At 52.0% G+C, this 16578-nt stretch carries 17 protein-coding genes; 9 read left to right on the forward strand and 8 right to left on the reverse strand.

Annotated elements, in window-relative coordinates:
• The first annotated feature begins 83 nt into the window (after nt 1-83).
• Complete coding sequence (locus AYI96_RS01215) at nt 84-998, forward strand: LysR family transcriptional regulator (RefSeq protein WP_144360829.1); 915 nt, start codon at nt 84-86, stop codon at nt 996-998.
• A 118-nt stretch (nt 999-1116) separates the two neighbouring features.
• Complete coding sequence (locus tag AYI96_RS01220; protein ID WP_144360830.1) at nt 1117-1911, forward strand: TIGR00266 family protein; 795 nt, start codon at nt 1117-1119, stop codon at nt 1909-1911.
• A gap of 165 nt (nt 1912-2076) precedes the next feature.
• Here the strand turns inward: AYI96_RS01220 and AYI96_RS01225 are convergent, their stop codons facing one another.
• A complete protein-coding gene (locus tag AYI96_RS01225) occupies nt 2077-2394 on the reverse strand; it encodes a hypothetical protein (RefSeq protein WP_144360864.1) in 318 nt (105 codons plus the stop codon).
• Nucleotides 2394-2858 (reverse strand): EVE domain-containing protein, encoded by a 465-nt coding sequence (locus AYI96_RS01230; protein WP_039033372.1) that lies wholly within the window; start codon nt 2856-2858, stop codon nt 2394-2396. Before AYI96_RS01230 ends, AYI96_RS01225 begins: the two co-directional genes overlap by 1 nt.
• 143 nt (nt 2859-3001) lie before the next feature.
• Between AYI96_RS01230 and AYI96_RS01235 the strand changes: the two genes are divergently transcribed.
• Nucleotides 3002-3352 carry a DUF6508 domain-containing protein gene (locus AYI96_RS01235; RefSeq protein ID WP_144360831.1) on the forward strand — a complete coding sequence of 117 codons (351 nt, stop codon included), beginning with the start codon at nt 3002-3004 and terminating at the stop codon, nt 3350-3352.
• A 325-nt stretch (nt 3353-3677) separates the two neighbouring features.
• Complete coding sequence (locus tag AYI96_RS01240) at nt 3678-5399, forward strand: AMP-binding protein (protein ID WP_039033370.1); 1722 nt, start codon at nt 3678-3680, stop codon at nt 5397-5399.
• A gap of 63 nt (nt 5400-5462) precedes the next feature.
• Here the strand turns inward: AYI96_RS01240 and AYI96_RS01245 are convergent, their stop codons facing one another.
• On the reverse strand, nt 5463-6452 hold the full coding sequence (locus tag AYI96_RS01245; protein WP_101096782.1) for a cytochrome-c peroxidase: 990 nt from the start codon (nt 6450-6452) through the stop codon (nt 5463-5465).
• Nucleotides 6453-6794: 342 nt separating this feature from the next.
• Between AYI96_RS01245 and AYI96_RS01250 the strand changes: the two genes are divergently transcribed.
• The 3 genes from AYI96_RS01250 to AYI96_RS01260 are packed head-to-tail and all read left to right on the forward strand — an operon-like array spanning nt 6795 to nt 9412.
• Complete coding sequence (locus tag AYI96_RS01250) at nt 6795-7562, forward strand: substrate-binding periplasmic protein (protein ID WP_144360832.1); 768 nt, start codon at nt 6795-6797, stop codon at nt 7560-7562.
• A 52-nt stretch (nt 7563-7614) separates the two neighbouring features.
• A complete protein-coding gene (locus AYI96_RS01255) occupies nt 7615-8643 on the forward strand; it encodes a M14 family zinc carboxypeptidase (protein WP_409928934.1) in 1029 nt (342 codons plus the stop codon).
• Complete coding sequence (locus tag AYI96_RS01260; RefSeq protein ID WP_186299984.1) at nt 8636-9412, forward strand: alpha/beta fold hydrolase; 777 nt, start codon at nt 8636-8638, stop codon at nt 9410-9412. Before AYI96_RS01255 ends, AYI96_RS01260 begins: the two co-directional genes overlap by 8 nt.
• A 64-nt stretch (nt 9413-9476) precedes the next feature.
• On the opposite strand, the gene AYI96_RS01265 is transcribed toward AYI96_RS01260, so the two are convergent.
• Nucleotides 9477-9884 (reverse strand): YccF domain-containing protein, encoded by a 408-nt coding sequence (locus tag AYI96_RS01265; protein WP_144360834.1) that lies wholly within the window; start codon nt 9882-9884, stop codon nt 9477-9479.
• A gap of 348 nt (nt 9885-10232) precedes the next feature.
• Between AYI96_RS01265 and AYI96_RS01270 the strand changes: the two genes are divergently transcribed.
• The gene (locus AYI96_RS01270; protein WP_039033457.1) at nt 10233-11171 is read left to right on the forward strand and encodes a pyridoxal-phosphate dependent enzyme; all 939 of its coding nucleotides are present in this window, start codon (nt 10233-10235) and stop codon (nt 11169-11171) included.
• A 15-nt stretch (nt 11172-11186) separates the two neighbouring features.
• Here the strand turns inward: AYI96_RS01270 and AYI96_RS01275 are convergent, their stop codons facing one another.
• Nucleotides 11187-11423, reverse strand: a complete 237-nt coding sequence (locus AYI96_RS01275; protein ID WP_039033367.1) for a hypothetical protein — start codon at nt 11421-11423, stop codon at nt 11187-11189.
• Nucleotides 11424-11736: 313 nt separating this feature from the next.
• On the reverse strand, nt 11737-11910 hold the full coding sequence (locus AYI96_RS01280; RefSeq protein ID WP_100145745.1) for a hypothetical protein: 174 nt from the start codon (nt 11908-11910) through the stop codon (nt 11737-11739).
• Between the two features lie 512 nt (nt 11911-12422).
• On the opposite strand from AYI96_RS01280, the gene AYI96_RS01285 reads away from it, so the two are divergent.
• Nucleotides 12423-13994 carry a mechanosensitive ion channel family protein gene (locus AYI96_RS01285; protein WP_144360835.1) on the forward strand — a complete coding sequence of 524 codons (1572 nt, stop codon included), beginning with the start codon at nt 12423-12425 and terminating at the stop codon, nt 13992-13994.
• An 85-nt stretch (nt 13995-14079) separates the two neighbouring features.
• Here AYI96_RS01285 and ilvN read toward each other — a convergent pair whose 3' ends face one another.
• Nucleotides 14080-14577: an acetolactate synthase small subunit gene (gene ilvN, locus AYI96_RS01290; protein WP_039033365.1), complete on the reverse strand. Its 498-nt coding sequence runs from the start codon at nt 14575-14577 to the stop codon at nt 14080-14082.
• On the reverse strand, nt 14577-16298 hold the full coding sequence (locus AYI96_RS01295) for an acetolactate synthase 3 large subunit (RefSeq protein ID WP_144360836.1): 1722 nt from the start codon (nt 16296-16298) through the stop codon (nt 14577-14579). The genes ilvN and AYI96_RS01295 overlap by 1 nt, the downstream gene beginning before the upstream one ends.
• Nucleotides 16299-16578 lie beyond the last annotated feature (280 nt).

Consider the following 16578-nt stretch of genomic DNA (forward strand, 5'->3'; position numbering starts at 1 on the left):
GCTTGTACAAAAAAAAGAATAATTATTCGGCATACTCAATCTAAAAATTTGATTGTCTTGTTGGATTTACGGGAGTGTAAACCTTGCGTATCGATATCGACGCCTTCAATGTGCTTAAGGTGGTGGTGGAAGAGGGCAGTTTTGCCAAGGCGGCAGAGCGTCTGCACAAGGCGCAGTCGGCGGTGAGCTATCAGATAAAGAAACTGGAACAATATCTTGGCGTTAATCTGCTGGACCGTAATCAATACCGGGCCGAGCTGACTCACGAAGGGCGGGTTATTCTGGCCGAGGGACAACGCTTACTGGCGCATCTTGGCAACATAGAACATCTGGCCAGCCGTTTCAGTGAGGGTTGGGAGCCCAGGTTGGAGCTGGTGATAGACGGCGCCTTGCCGATGGAGCCTATCATGACTGCCCTCAAGCGCATGACAGAGCATAAGATCCCGACCAAAATCCAGCTTAATATGGAGTTTCTCGGTGGGGTACAACACAGGTTTGAGCGCGACAGCGCTGATCTTATGCTGGTGAAAGACTATCGCAGCGGCCCCAGTTACCACCCCAAGCCCCTGCCTGCCATCACCAGTGTGTTGGTGGCAGGTAAAGACCACCCCTTGAGTTCGCGCCGCGGCATAACCCTGTCTGAATTGCAGCAACATGTGGAGCTTACCATCGAAGACTCATCACCGGTCAAGAGCCAGCGCGATGAGCTGCAGTTTGGCGGCGACAAGGTCTTTTATCTCTCCGGTTTTATCATGAAAAAGAACGCCTTGCTCAAGGGCTTGGGTTTTGGCTGGATGCCGGATTTCCTGATAACCGAAGAGCTGGCTTGTGGTGATTTAAGTGAGCTGGACTTTGTTGGCGGTAGCCGTTTTCGTTTTATTCCTCAGTTGGTGTCGACGCTGGAACGCCCCCTTGGCCGCGCAGGAAGGCTGTTTACCGAGCTGATTCTGGAGGAGTTTGAGCGCTTTCATGGGGACAACGCCAGCGGTCTGGGTTGAAGCATTCTGTTACTTTTTACTCAAATCACATCCGCCTCCTCACTTGCCGTTTTGACATTTTATGTCATAGACTGAGTGCCAGGTCATTCAGACCCTAAACCATTGAGGGGGAGTTTCAATGAGCAAGAACAGCCATGAAGTGGATTATGAGATCAAGGGTGAGAGCATGCAGCTGGTTGAGGTGGAGCTGGATCCCGGCGAAACCGTGATAGCCGAGGCCGGCGCCATGACTTACATGGAGGAAGGGATCAGTTTTGAAGCGCGCATGGGCGATGGCTCAGAGCCGGATTCGGGCTTTTTCGGCAAGTTGATGGGGGCCGGTAAACGTATGCTGACAGGTGAAAGCCTGTTTATGACCCATTTCAGCAATCAAGGCCAGGGCAAACGCCGGGTGTCGTTCGCCGCACCTTATCCAGGCACTATTCTGGCAATCGATCTCGATGAGGTCGGCGGTGAACTCATTTTGCAGAAAGACAGTTTCCTGGCCGCGGCTATGGGGACCCAGGTGACCATGAGATTCAATAAGCGCCTGGGAACCGGTTTCTTCGGCGGTGAAGGCTTTATTTTGCAGAGCCTCAAGGGTGATGGCATGGCCTTTATTCACGCAGGTGGCACCTTGATCCGTAAAGAGCTCAAGGGCGAAACCCTGAGAGTGGATACCGGCTGCTTGGTGGGTTTTACCAAGGGTATCGATTACGACATAGAGAGGGCCGGCTCTCTCAAGTCCATGGTGTTTGGTGGTGAAGGCTTATTTCTGGCGACACTTTCAGGCTATGGCACAGTGTGGCTGCAGAGCTTGCCGTTTTCACGTATGGCCGACAGGATCATTGCCCATGCGCCTTCTGCCGGTGGCAGTGACAGGGGCGAGGGCTCAGTGCTTGGCGGAATTGGCCGTATGCTGGATGGGCGCTGAGAAGCGCTATTGGCGAAACTACCGGCAAAGATAGCAGTAAAGATTAAGGTAAAGATAGCAGCGAAGAAAGGCAGTCAAGCGCTTAACCTATTTTGCCGACAAACAAAAAAGCCATGGTTTCCACCATGGCTTTTTGCTTTGGAACTCAGGGCTTTGATAACGGCATCAGTGTTCCAGGATCTCAATGATCCTGCGGGTCTTGTCGTGCAGCTTGAACAGTGTGCCTTCTATGTCGACCGTTATCAGGCCATCATTGCCCAGGGGCACAACCACTCGGCCGCGGGCATAGATATCATTATCAAGGATATCGCCCCTGTGATAGCGCTTTTGCCAACCCGGAGGCAAAGGTTCACCCCGGGCGGCTTTCTTTTGCAGTCCCGGGGGTAAATCTTTATGGTCTTTATCCTGCTTGGCCAAAACGGTTGGACTGGCCAGCAGGGCACCCAGGCTGATTGCTACCAAGGTTTTGGATAGTTTGTTTATCATAGTTTCTCTCCTGCGAGTAGAAGAATACGTTGCCATTCCTGCTCTGTGACCGGTTGCACGCTTAGTCTGGCCCCTTTTTGTACCAGATACATATGTTCGAGCTGCGAGTCTGCCTTGATCTCTTTCAGGCTGACTGTTTTGGCAAACTGCCGTTCAAAGCCGATATCCAGCTGGAACCAGCGCGGTGACTCTGGACTGGACTTGGGATCAAAGTAGGGTGATTCTGGATCCCAGGCCGTGGTATCGGCTTTGGCCTTTCCGACGACTCTGGCTGTGCCCACCACGCCCGGCGTTTTGCAACTGGAATGATAGAACAAAATGGCGTCGCCGATTTGCAGTTCATCGCGAATAAAGTTGCGAGCCTGATAATTGCGGATCCCGCACCAGGGTTCCACCTTGACCCGCTGTAGATCGTCGATGCTGAATTCATCGGGTTCGGATTTCATCAACCAGTACTTCATGCTGGCACTCCTTGAGTGTTTTTACCAGAAAAGCTTACCAGCCTGTTAAGCACTTATTCAGCAAGGCAGGGGCAGACTGACCTCATTAGATTGGTAGATTATGCATTATTGTGATAATCGATGTAAAAGATTAGGAGTCGCCTATGGCCACACTTAGCCTGACAGCTTCAACTGCTGATTATCAAACCTATCGCCAAGATTTTGCCCGCGGGGAACAGGATTACGACCCCGCGACAGTCCACAAATTTGTTGCCGAAATGAAGCGCCAAGGCATGTTGCTCAACGAGTTCAGTTGGGATGATTGGTATCAAAACAGCCATATGGTCGACAGGCCTGAATATATCGCCGATGCTTCCTTGTATGAATGCCGCTTGCTGCTCAGTGCCATGGCGCGCTTAGAGCGTTTCAGCCCGGGTGTCCTGCAGAACATGCGCCGTCAGGGGGTCATGTTGGCTTTACTGGAAAGAATGCAGCAATTGCAAAAGGCGGCCTGAGGATATTCGGTCGCTGTTACCGTGCATTTTGCGGCCATGATCCGTCATCGGCAGGCTTTTTATTCAGGGCTCCTTTGGGGGCCCTGATGGTTTTTGAGCCATTATTCTTTAGTCTAAAAGCCGGTTTCCTTGCTTGTTATTCCAATACGCCATTCGTTAGAGTCGTTATGAACCCTGCGCCCAGGCCGCAGTGAAAGCCGATCATTGCCGCTGTTTTTGATGCTTTTCAGACGCTGTCAATATGGCTTCACACTGTGAGGGGAGGGCCGTCGGCTCAGGGTGACAGACTCTTCCTATAACGATAAAACAACGCACGGAGGCTTAGATGTCTGCCAACAAGACAAGCAAGCAACTCAATGATTTACCTCTGTCACAGAGCCGTTATCTGGGGCACAGTAATACTCCCTTGATAGACAAGACCATAGGTCAGTATTTGCAGGATATCTGCAACCGCTATCCGGACAATACAGCTGTGGTGATGCATCATCAGCAACTGCGCTGGAGTTATGCGCGCTATCTTGAAGAGATAGATAAGTTGGCCACAGGCCTGTTGGCACTGGGTATCGGCCCCGGGGACAGGGTCGGGATCTGGTCGCCCAATAATATCGAGTGGTGTCTGACTCAGTTTGCCACCGCCAGAATTGGCGCCATCATGGTGTGCATCAACCCGGCTTATCGCCCGGAAGAGCTGGAATATGCACTTACTAATGTGGGCTGTAAGGCTCTGATCACTCACGATAAGTTCAAGTCCAGCGATTACCTGGCGATGCTGAATGAGTTGGCGCCGGAGCTCAGTGATGCCGAGCCCGGTAAGCTGGTGTCCAGTCGTCTGCCGGAACTGCGCTGCGTTATTCGCACCGGCAGTGACAAGACGCCGGGCATGCTGAATTTCCCCGAGGTATGTGCCATGGGCTCTGAGGCGGAATATGCCGATCTCAAAGGCATAGGTGAGCGTCTATCGGCCAATGATGCCATCAACATCCAGTTCACTTCAGGCACCACGGGTAACCCCAAAGGCGCCACGCTGACCCACCATAATATTCTCAACAACGGCATGCTGGTGGCCGATGCCATGGGCTTTGGCCCGGATGATAAGCTTTGTATTCCAGTGCCCCTGTACCACTGTTTTGGCATGGTGCTGGGGAATCTGGTGTGTCTGGCCAAAGGCGCCACGGCCGTATTCCCATCCGATGCCTTTGACCCTACTACTACCCTCAAGGTGGTCGAGCAGGAGCGCTGCACTGGACTGCACGGGGTACCAACCATGTTTATCGCCGAATTGGAGCTGGCCAATTTCCAGGATTATGACCTCAGCAGTTTGCGCACCGGGGTGATGGCCGGCGCCACCTGTCCTGAGGAGTTGATGAAACGGGTGCATAAGCTGATGCATATGACAGAAGTCGTTATCGCTTACGGCCAAACTGAATGCAGCCCGATCAATAATATGACAGAGGTGGAATCTTCATTTGAGAAACAAGTCACTACCGTTGGCCGGGCTCTGCCCCATACCGAGGTGAAGATCATTGATGAATTCGGTGAGATTGTACCTATAGGGCAGCCGGGGGAAGTATGTAGCCGAGGTTATTGTGTGATGCAGGGTTACTGGAACGATCCGGCCAAAACCCAAGCCACCATAGATAAAGAAGGCTGGCTGCATTCGGGCGATCTCGGAGTGATGGACAGCGAAGGATATGTACAGATAGTCGGTCGCATCAAAGATATGATTATCCGGGGCGGTGAGAACATCTATCCACGGGAGATTGAAGAGAAACTCTACACCCATAGTGAAATTCAAGATGCTGCAGTATTCGGGGTACAGAGTGAAAAATACGGTGAAGAAGTGTGCGCCTGGATCAAGATACGTCCCGGCAGTACCGTCACTGAAGATGAAATCCGCCACTTCCTGACCGAGAAGGTGGCTTATTTCAAGGTGCCGCGTTATATCAAGTTTGTTGAACAATACCCTATGACGGTCACCGGCAAAATCCAGAAGTTCCGCATGCGTGAGCTGATGTATGAAGAGCTGCACCGGGATATCAACGCTTGAGTCATTTAAACCGCAACAGTAAAAGAGAAGCGCCGCATTGCGGCGCTTCTTTATGGTCATGAATTACTTGCCGAATGGAATCGGTCTAGGGGTGTCTTTGTTGGATGGCGGCAGAATGGGCATTTCTACCTTGGGCTGTTCGCCGGTCAGCGACTTGAGGAAAGCCACCATCTCTTGGGTTTCTTTCTCGGTCAGCTTCTGACCCAACTGGATATCCGACATGGTGTTGACCGCCTCTTCCAGCTCCCAAACACTGCCGTCATGGAAGTAGGGGTAGGTGAGTTCAATGTTACGCAGTGTCGGCACCTTGAACACCATCTTGTCGGCTTCCTTACCCGTTACCGCCTTGCGGCCTTCGGCAGGGTTATCCGTGTGGAAAGGTTTGATAAGTCCCATCTTCATATACATGGTGCCACCGACCGCCGGACCATTATGGCAAGCGACACAGCCCTTGTCCTTGAACAGCTGATAACCCGCTTGGGCTTCGGCGCTGATGGCATTTTTGTCGCCTTCCAGATACTTGTCAAAGGGGCTATTGGGGGTCACCAGTGTCTTTTCAAAGGCGGCAATTGCATCTGTGATCCTGTCGATGTTGACCTCTTCAGAGCCGTAAACCTGCTTGAAGCGGGCGCGGTAAGCCGGCATGGAGGCAACGGTTTCGGACGCCAGTTCATGAGTAAATCCCATCTCCTTGGGGTTGGCTATTGGACCTGCGGCCTGTTCTTTGAGATCTTTGGCGCGGCCATCCCAGAACTGTGCCAGCATATAATCGGCGTTCAATACGGTAGGCGAGTTGATAGGGCCTTCTTGCCAGGCATGACCGATAGAGGTTGGCAGGGCATCTACCCCTCCCATTGAAAGATTGTGACATGAATTACAGGAGATAAACCCGGACTTTGATAATCTGGGTTCGAAGTAAAGCATTTTTCCGAGTTCGACTTTTTCCGGCTCGGTGATTTTCACCGGCTTGATAATTTCGATAGGCTCAGCCGCCTGAGCCGCAGTCATCCCGAGGGCTGCCGTTACAGCCATGACCAGTGCTTGATATCTCATTGCTATCACCTCTAATAGGCTTACTTTGTGTGTGGTTATTTGCCCATCATAGTGATAGAAGGAGAGCTTTGACAGCTGTTAATATCGATTGGCTCTATCGTTGATTTAGATAGGTTTTTTGTGATGATTACCGCGGTTTTAGCCTCCAATTTTAGCTATCTTACCCAAATCGAACTTTTTCACATTTTCATCTCTCGTCACACTTTGGTTTAAAGTGTGCGGTAAGCTGTATTTTTTGTGTCCGGCGCTGATTGAGACTGGTCGCTGCCAGACATCGACAAGCTATACTCTGTTAACTTCCGGAATGCTTATGGGGTTGGCCTTGGCATATGGAGTGACATTATGGCAAAAACAGCTATTACCTTTTTCGGCCGTTCTGCGCTGCACGTCCTCTTGTTGTTGCTACTTTATAGTGGCAGCTCTTCTGTGCGCGCCGATACCCTGCAATTGAGCTCGCTTAATTGGCCCCCCTACACAGGTCAGATGTTGCAACAACAGGGAGCCTGTGTTGCCGTGGTCAAGGCGGCACTGGCCGCCATGGGCCATGAACTCAAAATTAATTTTTACCCCTGGAGCCGGGCAGTGAAGTTGGCAGGCATGCCTGGTTCACCCTATCTTGGTTATTTCCCCGAGTATTATCACCAAAGTGATAAGTTTATCTTTTCCAAGCCATTAGGCTTTAGTCAATTGGCCTTGGTGGAGCAATCCCAGCGGCCCGTGAGCTGGCAACAGTTGCAGGACTTGCAGCGTTACAATCTCGGGGTGGTCAAGGATTATGTTAATACCGAAAGTCTGGATCGGGCCATGGACTCAGGCCGGCAACCCTTCGAGCTGGCCAATTCCGATGAACAAAACCTTCGCAAATTGGCGGCCGCCAGAATTGATGCCGTGGTGATCGATGCCAATGTCTATCGTTACCTGCTGCGGCAACAGGGGATGGAGGAGTTGGAGGGCAAGCTTAAACTGAATCGGCAATTGCTGGCCAGCAAGGGCTTGCTGGTAGCTTTTCGAAATTCCGAAGAGGGACAACGCTGGCGGGATATTTTCGACCAGGGGCTGGCCCGTATCGATGCCAAGAGCATATTGGAGCAACACTTAAAGTATCATTGAGTTGTCATCCAAAGCGGCTAAATTGAGCACTTTACCCCAGATGGACGTGTCTGTGACAGAAAGTGCCTATGAGCTTGAACTGCTTGCCGAGCTGGAGCATAAATACCAGCAACACTTGAATGCCAGGTCTTTGGCCCAAGTCGGCTTTGCCGGGAAGACGCACGATGTGCGGGCGCTGGAGCTGGGGAACCCAAACGCCGGGGTGCCCACTGTGCTGTTCGTCGGCGGCGTTCACGGGATAGAGCGCATCGGCAGCCAGGTGATACTGGCGCTTCTTGGCAGCCTGTTGACCCGCTGCAGTTGGGATAAACATCTGCAGTTGATGTTAACTCAGATACGGCTGGCGTTTGTACCTGTGTTGAATCCCATCGGCCTTATCCGGGGAACTCGCGCCAATGGCAATGGGGTCGATTTGATGCGCAATGCTCCCATAGATGCCCGCGGCTCAGTGACTTTTATGGTCGGCGGTCAACGGCTTTCCCGCCATCTTCCCTGGTATCGGGGCCGCAGCAATCAGCTGGAAGCCGAGACCCGGGCGATTATTGACTACAGTAATGATCTTATGGCCCGCGGCAGCAGCTTGATTGTGCTCGATGCTCACTCAGGTTTTGGCCTGGTGGATCATATCTGGTTTCCCTTTGCCTGTAAGGACACGCCTTTTGCCCGCTTGGGGGAGGTGTATCATCTAAAGCAGTTGTTCGAAATGAGCTACCCCCATCATTGTCATTATCATATTGCGCCTCAAAGCCGCTTCTATCGCACCCACGGCGATATTTGGGATTATTTGGTCAGTTGTAACCCCCAAGTGCCTTTCCTTCCTTTAACGCTGGAAATGGGCTCCTGGGCCTGGGTTAAAAAGAATCCCAGGCAATTGCTGCGCTTCTCCGGTTATTTCAACCCTCAAAAGCAGCACAGGCTGCAGCGTATTTTACGGCGTCACTTTACCCTGATGCAGTTCTTGCTCGATGTGGGGTATGCTCAGGTACTGGAACAACTGCCTGAACTTCATCGACATCACCTGGACTATCAGGCACGAAACTTTTGGTATCCACAAGCGGCGGAGAAACCAAGTCATGACTGAGCAGCAAACCTGGGTGCTGATCCGTGGCCTGATGCGCGATAAACGTCATTGGCAAGCCTTTGCCGATAATCTGCTGGCGGCGGGGTTTCGGGTGGAGCTCATCGATCTGCCTGGAAATGGCGATAGGGTGGCGGATATCAGCCCCTGGGATATTCAGGATTATGCAGACTTTGTTGCAGATGAACTGCTGCGGCGCAAGGTGGCTAAATGCCGAATATTGGCTATTTCCATGGGCGCCATGGTGGCCATGGAAATAGCCGGGAAAAATGACGCTGAAGATGGCCGCCAAAAGGAGTTTCAGATTGAGGGGCTTTTATTGCTCAACAGCAGCGCCGCCGATCTTTCGCCTTGGTATCAGAGATTTCGGCTGCAAGCCCTGCTGCGAGCCTTGTGCTCCAGAGTCAAAGGTGAGGGCATTCAATGGCGCGAGGCGACGATTCTTGCGCTTACCAGTCTTGCCCATGCCAAAGATAAGTCTCTGTGCCGTCACTGGAGCCAACTGGCGCTTGAGGCCAAAACCACACTCGCCAATGGCCTGCGACAAATTGTTGCCTCGGCACGCTTTCGCTCCCCGGCTAACTTGCGGGTGCCGGCAGTCATTGTTTATGGCTGTGATGATCGCCTGGTTTCGCCCAAGTGCAGCGTTCGCCTGGCGGCCAAATATCGACAAAAGCCGATTCCTTTTTGCCGCTGCGGTCATGATGTGGCGTTGGATAGGCCTGAGTTATTGCTGGAGTTGGTGCAGCGTTTGAGTCGACAAATGCCTTAGACTTGCTTGGGGAAGTTTGAGCCCAGGTCAAAATCGAGTCAGATATCCGACCTGGGCTTTGTGATTAGTGGGAGGCGACCACTGTCTTGCCTATGGGCGTTAAAGAAAGCAAGGCCAGCTTCAGATGCTGAATGCCAAAAGGTATGCCTATGATGGTGACAAAGCAGGCCAGGGCGTGGGTCAGGTGGCCTATCGCCAACCAAATTCCGAACAGCAGGAACCAGGTGATGTTGCCGACCATACCCAGGGCGCCGGTGCCCAAGTCTTCGCGGCCAGAGAGCCTGTCGCGGTTGATATGCTCCTGACCGAAGGGCCAGAATGCCAGTTCACCTATGACAAAACAGGCGCGGCCGAATGGGATACCTATGATACTGATAAAACAGAGCAAGCCGACAAACCACCAGGCCAGTCCCATGACAAAGCCGCCAAGAATAAACCAGGCAATATTAAAAATAAGACGCAAAATAGCCATTGAGTGCTCCTTTAAATGGCGGATCAGCCGCACAGTTTTACTGTAAAGCTTGGGGATATTTCGATTAATAGCCAGAAGCGTGCCATAATTATAACCTGTTGAATAATATGGGTTGTTGCTATTTCTAAGCCTGGGCGGATGGCGGGGATTGGTGATTTATACCAATAAGTGGCGATAATCATCATAGAGCGAAGCCGCAATGAATTAGCTACCAAGCCATCACTTGGTTGGCATAAAGCCTACTGGTGCCTGTGAGGATTTGTGGCCTGAACCCTGTCCTCCTTGGCGGCAATCACATACAATAGCTATCCCTTGCACACCTTAGCCTTGAAATATATCGCCACTGCCATGCCTTTAGCCGATTTCAAACTGGATAAAACCCCGGTTCAAGCCTTTGAGTTTCGGGGACATCAGCTGTTTATCAAGCGCGATGATCTACTTCATCCCAGTTTCAGTGGTAATAAGGCGCGCAAGTTCCGTTATTTCCTCGACCATGACTTTCCCGGTATCAAGCGCCTGATAGGTTATGGCTCGGCCCAGGCCAACTCACTCTACTCTATGGCGGCGCTGGCCAAACTCAAAGGTTGGCAGCTGGACTTTTATGTGGATCACCTGCCGGACTGGTTGCAGCAGCGCCCCCTGGGTAACTATCGCGCCGCGTTGGAATTGGGCGCACGGGTGATTGCCGTAAAGAATACGCCCAAGGCCGAGTTGATGACCGGCATGACCCTGGAGAACTTTGTCAGGCAGCATATTGTACCTGAGTGCGAGCACAGCCTGTTCGTTCCCGAAGGGGGCCGCTGTAGTTATGCCGAATACGGCGTGGCTCAGTTGGGCGCCGAGATTTTACAGTGGCAGCAGCAACAGGCTGCCCATAACCTCAAGCTGTTTCTGCCATCGGGAACTGGTACAACGGCACTGTTTCTACAGAAGTATTTTTGTGAGCAACAGGCTGATATTGAAGTGCTGACCTGCGCCGTGGTCGGCGGAGACAGTTACCTCAAGACCCAGTTGCTTGAGTTATCGCCCGATGAGGCATTGCATCCAACTATTGTTACACCTGAGCGTAAGTATCATTTTGGCAAGTGTTACCCCGAGTTTTACCAACTTTGGCAAGAGCTGGAGCAAAGCGGTATCCGCTTTGAGCTTTTGTACGATCCGCTCGGCTGGCAAGTGTTGCTCGACTTCTTGCAACGTGAGGGCGACTGCCAGGTACTGTATCTGCATCAGGGGGGGCTCCTTGGTAATGAGTCCATGCTTCCCAGATACAGGCGTAAATTCGGTTGAGTGGGAACCTTGACTTCAGATCAGCTGGTTGCGCTTGAGGATCTTATGAGTACGCTCTGCCAAACGTTGCAAGGATTTGAGATCGGCAAGCCCAGGCACCTCGTCATCGAGACGGGACTCCCAAAAGCATACCTCAGTGTCCAACATCTCCAACATTTTCTTGGAGCAACCCAGGCATTTCCCACCGCATAGGCTGGCTTCCGGCAAATTTAATGGAATACAACGCCGGATCTCGCCCAGCAATGAACGCATCGCTTCCGTGGTATTCGGTTTAATGGATCCGGGTTTAGTCGCGCTGCTTTTAGCGGCTGTGATGGATTGATTCAAGACAACACCGACAGATGAGTTTATTAAGCATCAGCTTAATTCAAGTGGAAGGCTTGGATAATGATCTGGCGCTTGATTTACTGTTTATCGCCATTTGGTCAGGCTGCTTCCCGGGATCACGGGAAAAGGCCTTGACCAAATGTGATGTTTACCCGATTGCTGCTGGATAACAGTCCAATCTGCCTGAGCGCTCGATACAGTGAGAGGATAGGGGTATCGAGTGGGTATTTCGACAGTCTTACTTATTGGCGCTCAGCAACCACTTCATAAACTTGAGGGTTTCTGTACGCTTTGAGAAGGTTTGCTTCTTCTTGCCTTTGCTGTCGGTAAAGGCGATTGAGTTTTTGTTGATGGAAATTGAATCTACAGGAAAACTTACTGCGATTTCATGTCCGTTTACTTTGTATGACATAGGCCACACTCCTTATTTCTGTTAGCGCCGGTATTGGCGTATATAATCTTAACTATAGAAAATCCTTAGCATTTATTGCGAAAGATGCGTTGGTTGACTATTGAATGTACCCAGTTTGTCACCCTTTATCAAGCCCCCCGATAGACTGAAGTGCATAAAGGCACTTCGGGTGTCAGTAGAACATCAGACCATCGCCGCAGCACAGAGTTCACCACAGCTGTGTGACATTTCAATTAAACTCAAGAATTATTAACTGAACGGACTTACTTAAGAGGCCTGGAGCGAGATGGGACGAGCTGAGGATACCTTAATAATTCAGCTTATTGTATAGATAATTTACTACAAGTCAAGCAGTATAAATATTGGGCCGACATATCCGGAACTACATGTTTCTGCTACTCTTTTTTCTGATGGTGCCAATGGTTCCCTGACGCACTTTGGCTTGAACACAACTTGAAGTGATTACACCGGATGGATTGGTACCTTACCTTATAGTGGCAAGGAGTGCGTTAATGAATAGAGTGTTGATTGGCATAGGATTATTTATTCTTTTGCTCTGGCCAGGGTTGTGCCCGGCGGTCGAACCTGAGCCGGAAACGTCAAGCGAGCAAAGTGCTGCTGGGGCTTATGAGTACCGCGATCCCTTGCTCCGGGATACCCCCAGAGGTGCCCTGCAGGGCTTTATGCATTATGCCCGAGAAGGGGATTATCAAACCGCGGCCGAGTATCTGGATCTGCGTTTTCTTCCCGCCGGTATGACTGCGGAGCAGGGGCCACTCTATGCCAAGCAGTTGCTGGCGATTATCGAGCGTAATCTCTGGCTCAATCCTCAGGAGCTTGATGATACCCCAGAGGGTAAAACCGACGACAAGCTGCCCGCTTACCGGGAGGGGTTTGCCCGTTTGGAAGCCGAAAAAAAGGCCTATCAGCTCCTGTTGCAGCGGGTGCCGAGCTCTGAATACGGCAGTCTGTGGAAGGTTTCCAATGCCACGGTTGCCAAGCTCCCAAAACTTTACCAGGCCTTGGGCTATGGCCCTGTGGTGGAGTGGTTTATCGAGCACATTCCTGAAGGACGCCTGTTTACCCTGAATCTTTGGGAATGGGCCATGATGCTGGCCTATCTGGCGCTGGCATTCTTATTCGTGGTGCCTTTGACCTGGTTGCTGCAATGGCCACTTTCACGTTCATCACACCCGCTCAAGGCTGAATTGGGCGCCTTTATTCGCGGCCCACTCAGGTTCTTTGCCGCTGTGGCACTCGATAGGGCCATGCTTGCCAACAGTACCTTGAGCGCTGCGATGCAGGAGATAGTCAACACAGGCTTTTTCTTTATTCTGGCCACGGTTTGGTTGATATGGGCGCTGGTGGGGCTGGCACAGAGCAGTCTTAGGGAGCGCTGGATAGCCAAAGGCAACAAACAGGCGGCCTCCTTGTTGCGTCCTCTTGGGAATTTTTTGCGGGTGGCCCTGCTCAGCCTGGCGACCTTATTATGGCTCGAGCACCTGGGGTTTAATGCCGGCACTATACTGGCCGGGATGGGCATTGGCGGGCTGGCAATCGCCTTGGCCTCGAAGCAGTCGATAGAAAACCTTATTGGCACCATTACTCTCTATTCGGCCGCGCCTATCAAGGTTGGCAATATTGGCAATTTCGGCGGAGTTCGCGGCACAGTGGAGGAGATAGGCCTACGCTGTACCCGCATTAGAACTCTGGATCGCTCTGTCATTCATATGCCCAACGCCAAGTTGGCCGAAATGGAGATAGAGAATATTTCAGAGCGGGAGAAAATCCGTTTTAAGACAGATATCCGTCTCGATTACAGCACTGATGCCAAACAGTTGCAGGCGATCATCAATGACATCAAAGCCTTGCTAAAGCAGCATGAGAAGGTGGATGAGTCACCGATGCGGGTAACCTTCAAGGGCTTCGGCAACGCCGGACTCGAGTTGAATGTACTGGCCTATGTCGGCACCACCAGTTTACCTGTTTATCAGGAAGTCGCCGAGGAGTTGCAGCTGGGGATCATGGCGATTGTCGCCGAGCACGGCAGTAAGATGGTACCTGTATGGCCGGTTTCACCTTAATGCTACTCAGATTCCGTATTGATTCGGTTTGAAAATACCGCTCACGGTAAAGTGAACGGTATCAGCAGGGTCTTCAGTCCCGGATTCAAGCTCGCATCGCTTTTTCACCCCTGGCAAGGCCTACCACGCCGGAGCGGGACACTTCCACTACCTTGGTGACCTCGGTCAGCGCGGCAATAAAGGCGTCCAGTTTATCGCTGGTGCCCGCCATCTGTACTGTATAGAGATTGGCGGTTACATCGACAATTTGGCCGCGGAAGATATCGGCGGTGCGTTTTACCTCTGCCCGCAATGCGCCGCTGGCCTTGACCTTGACCAAGGCAAGCTCCCGTTCCACATGGGTGGACTCTGTGATGTTGGATACTTTGAGCACATCGATAAGCTTGTGCAGCTGCTTCTCTATCTGCTCCAGAATGCTCTCATCGGCCTCTACTGCGACTGTGAGCCGGGAAAGTGTCGGATCATCGGTGGGAGCCACAGTGAGGGTTTCAATGTTGTAGCCACGTTGGGAAAAGAGACCGACAACTCTTGACAGGGCGCCGGGCTGGTTTTCCATCAATACAGATATGATTCGACGTCTCATCAGCTTTTCTCCGTCTTGCTCAGCCACATTTCATTCATAGCGCCACCACGAATTTGCATCGGGTAGACGTGTTCGGTTTCATCGACACTGATATCCACAAACACCAGCCTGTCTTTCATGGTCAGGGCTTGTGCCAGTTTGCTCTCCAGCTCATCCACATGGTCGATATTGATCCCAACGTGGCCGTAGGCTTCGGCTATTTTGGCAAAATCAGGCACTGAGTCCATATAGGAATGGGAGTGGCGGCCGGAGTAGATCATGTCCTGCCACTGTTTCACCATCCCGAGGAAACGGTTGTTGAGATTGATGATTTTCACCGGCACATCATATTGCAGTGCGGTGGAAAGCTCTTGAATATTCATCTGAATCGAGCCGTCGCCGGTGACGCACACGACGGTTTCATCCGGCATCGCCATCTTGACCCCCATGGCGGCCGGCAAGCCGAATCCCATGGTGCCCAGGCCGCCTGAGTTGATCCAGCGCCGCGGCTTGTCGAAAGGATAATAGAGGGCGGCAAACATCTGGTGCTGGCCAACATCGGAGGCCACATAGGCATCACCGTTTGTCAGGCGATAGAGGGTTTCTATCACTTGCTGGGGCTTGATCCGTTCAGCATTGCGCTTATAGTCGAGGCAGTTGCGGCTGCGCCAGGAGGCAATTTGCTGCCACCAGTGTTGCAGCGCCTCGTCATCCTGAGGCGTTACCTTGTCTTCATCCAGTAATTGCAGCATCTCGTTCAGCACCTTATCGGCCGAGCCCACAATCGGAATATCCACCTTGATGGTCTTGGAGATGGATGAAGGGTCGATATCTATGTGCAGTATGGTGGCATCCGGGCAATATTTGGCGACATTATTGGTGGTTCTGTCATCGAACCTCACCCCAATACCGAAGATTAAATCTGAATTGTGCATGGCCATATTGGCTTCATACAGGCCGTGCATCCCCAGCATGCCCAGGTTGTTGTGATGAGATCCGGGAAAGGCGCCCAGCCCCATAAGCGTATTGACCACAGGCAGTTTCAGTCGTTCGGCCAGAGTCAACAGCTGCCGGTGGCAGCCGGAGATAATGGCGCCGCCGCCCACATACAGCACTGGTTTTTTGGCGGCCATCAAGGCCTGCAAACCCCGGCGGATCTGGCCCTTGTGACCCGAAAGCGTCGGGTTGTAGGAGCGCATCTTAATCTCTTCCGGGTATTGATACTCGTGCAGTATCGCCGGGTTGAGACTGTCTTTGGGGAGATCCACTACCACAGGGCCGGGGCGGCCGCTGGCCGCAATATAGAAGGCTTTCTTGATAATGGTGGGAATTTCGGTGGGGTCTGTCACCAAAAAGCTGTGTTTCACCACAGGGCGGGAGATCCCTATCATGTCGCACTCCTGAAAGGCGTCATTGCCGATCAGGTTACTGGGCACCTGGCCCGAAAGCACCACCAGAGGGACTGAATCCATATAGGCGGTGGCGATGCCGGTAATGGCATTGGTCGCTCCCGGGCCGGATGTCACCAACACCACGCCGACCTGGCCTGTGGCTCTGGCGTAACCATCGGCCATGTGCACGGCCGCCTGTTCATGGCGGACAAGAATATGTTCTATATCGGATTTTTGATGCAGGGCATCATAGATGTCGAGAACTGAGCCACCTGGGTAGCCGAATATATGTTTTACGCCTTCGTCAATTAACGAACGCACTATCATGCTGGCGCCTGAAAGCATCTCCATTTGGTACTCCTTGATAAGATACCGTTACGGTAAACAGTAACTTTTACAGCGACGGTTATCGCTCTAATCCAAGCCGGAAGGGTAGTTCCGGCCAGCTGTCGACCCGGCCCTGGGGGCTCACCTCCCTGTAGGGAAGGGGTCTCTGTCACCAATGGACAGAATTTCATCATATTGGAAAGAGAGAAGTTTTCAAGCCCTTGGAAGCGGCTTTTTTATGAGCATGAATAAATTTCATTTTTGCCGCCGAAAAGCGGCCTTGATTGCGGTAGGTTATTGCGAA

This window comes from Shewanella sp. MSW, assembly GCF_007636515.1.
Lineage (GTDB): Bacteria > Pseudomonadota > Gammaproteobacteria > Enterobacterales > Shewanellaceae > Shewanella > Shewanella indica.

Excerpts from the sequence above, each read along its gene's own strand:
- AYI96_RS01265 (WP_144360834.1), bottom strand. The coding sequence starts at position 9,884 with ATGGCTATTTTGCGTCTTATTTTTAATATTGCCTGGTTTATTCTTGGC.
- AYI96_RS01260 (WP_186299984.1), top strand. The coding sequence starts at position 8,636 with ATGACTGAGCAGCAAACCTGGGTGCTGATCCGTGGCCTGATGCGCGAT.
- AYI96_RS01285 (WP_144360835.1), top strand. The coding sequence starts at position 12,423 with ATGAATAGAGTGTTGATTGGCATAGGATTATTTATTCTTTTGCTCTGG.
- AYI96_RS01280 (WP_100145745.1), bottom strand. The coding sequence starts at position 11,910 with ATGTCATACAAAGTAAACGGACATGAAATCGCAGTAAGTTTTCCTGTA.
- AYI96_RS01220 (WP_144360830.1), top strand. The coding sequence starts at position 1,117 with ATGAGCAAGAACAGCCATGAAGTGGATTATGAGATCAAGGGTGAGAGC.
- AYI96_RS01230 (WP_039033372.1), bottom strand. The coding sequence starts at position 2,858 with ATGAAGTACTGGTTGATGAAATCCGAACCCGATGAATTCAGCATCGAC.
- AYI96_RS01270 (WP_039033457.1), top strand. The coding sequence starts at position 10,233 with ATGCCTTTAGCCGATTTCAAACTGGATAAAACCCCGGTTCAAGCCTTT.
- AYI96_RS01250 (WP_144360832.1), top strand. The coding sequence starts at position 6,795 with ATGGCAAAAACAGCTATTACCTTTTTCGGCCGTTCTGCGCTGCACGTC.
- AYI96_RS01295 (WP_144360836.1), bottom strand. The coding sequence starts at position 16,298 with ATGGAGATGCTTTCAGGCGCCAGCATGATAGTGCGTTCGTTAATTGAC.
- AYI96_RS01275 (WP_039033367.1), bottom strand. The coding sequence starts at position 11,423 with ATGCGTTCATTGCTGGGCGAGATCCGGCGTTGTATTCCATTAAATTTG.
- AYI96_RS01240 (WP_039033370.1), top strand. The coding sequence starts at position 3,678 with ATGTCTGCCAACAAGACAAGCAAGCAACTCAATGATTTACCTCTGTCA.
- AYI96_RS01235 (WP_144360831.1), top strand. The coding sequence starts at position 3,002 with ATGGCCACACTTAGCCTGACAGCTTCAACTGCTGATTATCAAACCTAT.
- AYI96_RS01245 (WP_101096782.1), bottom strand. The coding sequence starts at position 6,452 with ATGAGATATCAAGCACTGGTCATGGCTGTAACGGCAGCCCTCGGGATG.
- ilvN (WP_039033365.1), bottom strand. The coding sequence starts at position 14,577 with ATGAGACGTCGAATCATATCTGTATTGATGGAAAACCAGCCCGGCGCC.